Origin of the sequence: Azospirillum sp. B4, assembly GCF_000333275.1 — a bacterium.
GTDB lineage: Bacteria > Pseudomonadota > Alphaproteobacteria > Azospirillales > Azospirillaceae > Nitrospirillum.
Map to the genome: position 1 here is coordinate 1 of NZ_BACU01000670.1, position 5174 is coordinate 5174.

Annotated in this window: 5 protein-coding genes; all 5 read left to right on the top strand. The window is 64.5% G+C overall.

All coding sequences use genetic code 11. The features are described from left to right. Window positions 1-654, top strand: a 654-nt coding sequence (locus I55_RS30365) for a hypothetical protein (protein ID WP_044564463.1), incomplete at its 5' end; no start/stop codon positions are given. Between the two features lie 3 nt (window positions 655-657). Continuing rightward, complete coding sequence (locus I55_RS30370; RefSeq protein WP_044564464.1) at window positions 658-2520, top strand: ATPase, T2SS/T4P/T4SS family; 1863 nt, start codon at window positions 658-660, stop codon at window positions 2518-2520. Further along, window positions 2513-3907 (top strand): type II secretion system F family protein, encoded by a 1395-nt coding sequence (locus I55_RS30375; RefSeq protein ID WP_044564465.1) that lies wholly within the window; start codon window positions 2513-2515, stop codon window positions 3905-3907. The genes I55_RS30370 and I55_RS30375 overlap by 8 nt, the downstream gene beginning before the upstream one ends. A 74-nt stretch (window positions 3908-3981) precedes the next feature. Continuing rightward, entirely contained in the window at window positions 3982-4659 is a 678-nt protein-coding gene (locus tag I55_RS30380) for a type 4 pilus major pilin (RefSeq protein WP_083901554.1), read from the top strand. A gap of 13 nt (window positions 4660-4672) precedes the next feature. Then, a partial coding sequence (locus I55_RS30385) for a hypothetical protein (protein WP_044564467.1) occupies window positions 4673-5174 on the top strand: 502 nt, incomplete at its 3' end.

The window sequence follows — 5174 nt, forward strand, 5'->3', positions numbered from 1 at the left end:
CCGCCGGGGCCGGGCCAGCCGATGGCCCGGAGCCCATCCCCATCTCAGATCATCGAAGGCTTGCAGGTCCAGCACCGCATCAACGCGAAGCGGCTGGAGGTGCTTGAGCAGGAATTCAAGATCGAAAACGCGGAGCGGCGCCTACGGGGAGCCCCCCTGCTGGTGGATAACCCTGGCGCCCCGCCAGCGGGTGGCAAGCCTGCGGGCAAGGCGGATGGCCTATCGGCCGGCACCACCGACACGGGCGTCGACAACCCGCCGGCGCGCACACCCCTCCCCCACGGCCTCGCGATGCTTCCCCTGCCCCTCTATGTGGAGAGTACTGCCGCCGGCATACCCGGGAGGAGCGACAACGCCAGGGTCATGCTGGGTGATGGGACGGCCATCACGGTCTTGAAGGATCAGCAGCTGCCCGATGGTCGATACGTGGTCGCCATCGACATGGACGGCATCCTGGTGGCGGTCAAACGGGGCGACATGAGTGATGCGGTGCGGGTGCCCCGTGGAAATGCCAACGGGGACAGGGCCCTGGCCCAGCCTGCCCTGGCCCAGCCGCCTGGCACCCTGCCGCCGGGTACTGTCATACCGGGGGGGATGCCTGTGCCCGGGACCGGTGCCCTGATCCCTGTGCTGCGCCCAGGGCAAGGGGGCTGACCGATGCTGCAGCTGCGCCGCGACATCGAGGGTGTACCGGGTGGCCATCAAGGTGCCTCGGTGGTCGACCTTGAAACCGCTCGCCATCGCAAGGGCGGCGAGTTGGACGAGTCCCCTTCCTATGCCGTGGCATCCGCGGTTGCCGCCCTGGGCGCGCCGGTCACAGCGGAGGGTGGCAACGTCACCATGCCCGCCAACCTCCTGTCGGAGCTGGTCATCTTCGACCAGGGCGCCGTCTGGGTGACCGAAACTTCACGCTACCGCGAGGAGGTGTTCCTCGTGGTCAGGCTGGCCGAGGACCTGGGCGTCAAGGTCCACGCGGAAGAGGACTGGAAGGTCGTACCTCCGGAAGACATCGCCACAGCCTATGCCGCCGGCCGGAAGCGGCAGCGTTCGACGGTTCAGAACGAAGTCCAGGCCCGCGAATTCATCGAGCTGGCGACCGTCGTGAACGCCTCGGATCTGTTCTTGGGCTATGACGATCGGGGAGGACGCCTGCAGTTCCGGGTGAATAGCGACGTCACGCCGCCGCTTCGCCTGTTCACCAGGGAGGAAACGAGCCTCCTGGTGGCCACCTTTCATGGAATGATGGATCAGGCCCACGGTGGGCATGATCCGACCAAGAACCAGGGGGGCCGCATCCGCGACAGGGCGAAGACCTATGGTTTTCCCGAGACTGTGTCTTCCGTCCGGTGCGCCTTCAACACCCTTGCCGAGGGTCGTGAGCTGGCCGCCCGGCTGCACTACAAGGAGGCGGAATACGCTCGCGATTTCGCCTCCATTGGGTTCGCGCCGTCCCAAGTGGCGGCCTTGGTGCGCGAGGTCATGCGAACCGAGGGCATGCTTCTCATTTCCGGGCGCACCGGTTCGGGCAAGTCCACGCTGCTGAAGATCTTCATCGAAGCCTGGGATGCCTATCGGAAGGGGCGCAAGCGCGTCGCCACGGTGGAGGATCCGGTTGAATTTCTCATCGCCTGCGCCAAGCAGTTCACAGTCAACGCTCCGTTGGGCGAGGTCCGGGCCATGGCCTGGCTGGAGACCATCGCGCAGTGCCTCCGGTCCAATCCGGACTTCTTGGGCGCGCAGGAGTTGCGCGACCACCCGTCGGCCAACGCCGCCCTTCAATTCGTGCTCACCGGGCATTATGGCGCCAGCACCATCCATTCCTTGAACGCCCTGACCATGCCCGGGCGCTTGGAACAGATGGATTTGCGTCGCGGCGAAATCTATGACGCCGGCGCCCTGACCTGCTTCGTCCACATGAGCTTGCTCCCCAAGCTTTGTCCGCATTGCAAGGTGCCGCTCAAGAACGCGGTGTCGAAGGACCCGGTTCTCATGAACTTGGCGCAGCGGCTCTGGGCCATTTACGGGGAATGGGGAGACCTGGACCGGGTTTGCGTGGCAAACCCGTTGGGATGCAGGGAATGCCTACCCCCGCCGGCCATCAAGGATCTGCTGGATCGGTTGGCACGGGATGGGGCGGCCGTCGCCGACTTCAACTTCGGGGTCAAGGGGCGAACGGTCGTCGCCGAGTACATAGAACCTGTCCCGGAACTCATGAAGAGCCTGAAACAAGGAGAGATGGACAAGGCCAGGTCCCTCTGGATCGGCGAGCTGGGCGGGACCACCAAGTTCGATCATGCGATAGCTCTGGTTTTGGCCGGTGTCGTCAGCCCAGTGGACGTCGAACTCAACCTGGATCGCGTAAAGCCGCTTGTGCCGGCCAACCTCCGGTCACGGCATGCCGATGGCCGGGAACACCATATGTCGGCCGGCCCCACCGCGATCAAACGCCTGGGTCTGGGGGATCCCGCAAATTCCAACGTGACGGTTGGCCAGGTCGCCGGGAGTCACGCCCATGCGTGAGCTGCTCTCCAACGCCCTGAACTTCGCCCGCGACCTCGACCGCAAAGCGGAGACGGCGGGAGCCAACAACGTCGATGGTTTCCTGGATACCCTCCCCATGGTGGGAACCATCCGGACGTGGTTGAACGGCGCTTTCGCCGGCATGGAGTTCGACGAAGGGGAAATCGACCAATTTTTTGTGAACATGGCGCTGTCGTCCCCTGTCCTTCCGGCCCCGGCCCCCTGGCTGGAAGGTCTATGGGAAGATAAGGTCACGCCGCTGATCCTGAACTACCAGCGCGCCCACCTGCGGGGTTGGTCGGGCGACCTCGCCCGGGAATCGTTCTACTACAAGATGTACATGATGCTGGCCGACGGAACGCCACCTCATGTCGCCCTGGCCAAGCTATGGTTCGACCAGTCCAAGGGAGGGCGCCAGCTCCACCGGCCCATGGTGGTGTTTTGCCGGAATACCCTGCCCATCATCAAGAACGGCGGGTCGGTTAGCCAGGCCTTCGAAGGCTGGCTGCCCTCGGTCGACATCAACATGCTGAGGGTCGCCGACAACGCGGGTGACCGGTCGGAGACCTTCAGGGAAATGATGGAGATGACGAAGCGGCGGCGCAGCCTGCGGCTTCTCATCATCAAGCCGTTCAGCGTCATTGGCCTCTACCTCTCAGGCGACATCGCCATGACCTGGACCATCACCCAACACGTGCTTCCCCAAATGTTCCGGTCCCTTGGCAAGCGGGTCATTTTCCACGGCAAAGCCGCCAAGATCATGGCGCTGGGTGATTTCGTCGGCAGCTATGGCTGGGTGGTGCTCCTGGCCATCCTCGCCCTGATCGCCGCCTTCTTCGTTTCACTCCCGCGGTTCGCCGGCAAGTTCCGGCGCGTGCTCGACCGCCTGCCGGGCTGGAACCTTTACCGGATGTGGGTGGGCATCGCCTGGCTGGTGTCCATGGCCAGCATGGCCACCCAGGGCATACCGCCGAAACAGGCGCTCGGCATCGTGATGGAGGTGGCGACCCCCTATCTGAAGCGCCGGCTGGCCAACATGCAGAGGCTGGTCCGGGATGGCCGGAGCCTAGCCGTCGCCATGGCCAAGGCGGGCGACGATTTCCCTGACGAAGAGGTTCTAAGCGACTACCTCACCATAGCCCGATCCGGCCAGCAGGGCCGGGATGGCCGTTCCGGAAACGCCGACGACGATGGTCGCGAGCGCCACGGCCTCAAGGTTTTGGCGGACCGCTGGCTGAGCCTGACAGAGGAGAAGGTGGGCCGGTGGTCCAAGATGATGATCTACGTCGGCATGATCGCCTCCGCGGCCCTGCTGGGCTGGATGATCGACGGCATCTTCGATGCGCAGGCCCAGATGCGGTTCCTCGCGAAGGCGAGGCGGTTGTAGCGGGAAAGGTGAGACCCCGCCGGCGGTGGGCGCCGGAGCGGGCCTAAACCCCAATTTCAAGGAGTGATTGCACTATGTCCATGGCAATGGCGCTACCCTTATCGGCCGGACCGGGCAATGACCTGGGCCTGGTCCTCAGCCCCCGCGATTTCCGGCAGGCGCTTGACCGGTCTATGGACCGCACGCGGCGCAGCCTCCAGCATCGGCGGCAAAGCGGAAGCCTGCTGCTGGATGCCGTCCTGGCCATCGCGATCATCGGCTTCGTCGGGTCCCAGGTCTGGGAAATCTACGCCAGCGGCGACACGGACAAGCGGGTCTCGGCGGGCAACAAGGAAGTCCTGTCCGTCTTCAATGGCACCACCCACGCTTTCCGTGGACAGACCGCCATGGGCGCCGCCGCGAACGCCGCCATTTCCTCGGCGACGATCCTGAAGACCCACGACGTCCTCGGGAGCATGAACGTCGGCAATGCCGACACCACCATTGTCAACCAGTTCGGTGGAACGGTAACCGCCAGTGTCGGCCCGAACATCTATCGCCAGTTCTACATCGACTATCCCAATGTTCCTGAAGCGGAATGCAACGGCATGCTGAATGAGCTGGTCCCGGGGGCCCAGGTGGTGTCCGTGGCGGTCGGCACCACGGGTACCGCCCGCATCCCGGGCGGCACCTTGACGCCAGACCAGGCGAAAACGGACTGCGTCGCGGCGGCGACGGCGCCGGTGACGCTTCACTACCTCATGCAGCGATGAGGCGGCATTCCCCATGAGCAGGCCGGAGGTTCATCTCAAACCCATGCCGCGGCAGCTGAGGTCGGAGCGCTTCACGGACCTCTTGCTGCCGGTCGACCTGAAGCAGCTTGATAATGCCCGAATGATCGCCTTGAGGGTTACCGGCGAACGCGCCGGCATGCCTGTGAAGGAGGATTTGCACCAGGATCTGAGGCGCCTATGGGAATTGCTTCCGGCGGCCATGTCGGTGCCGCACGGTACCTCGGTCCAGATCGTCCTGGACGAGGTTTATTACCGGGCCACCCACCTGGACCTCGCCGCCGGCGGTGTGTGGCAAATTTCGAGGGCGGTCACATCGGTACCCGAGATTCGCCGGCAATCGATCTCCCACCAGCTGCTGGATGCGATCTATGAGACCGCGTACGACAACCAGGGAGGCCTGATCCTGACCATCGGCCGAATGCGCGATGGCAAGACGACCACGCAGTACGCCATGGCGGCGGACATGCTGCGCCAGCGTACCGGCCTGCTGTATG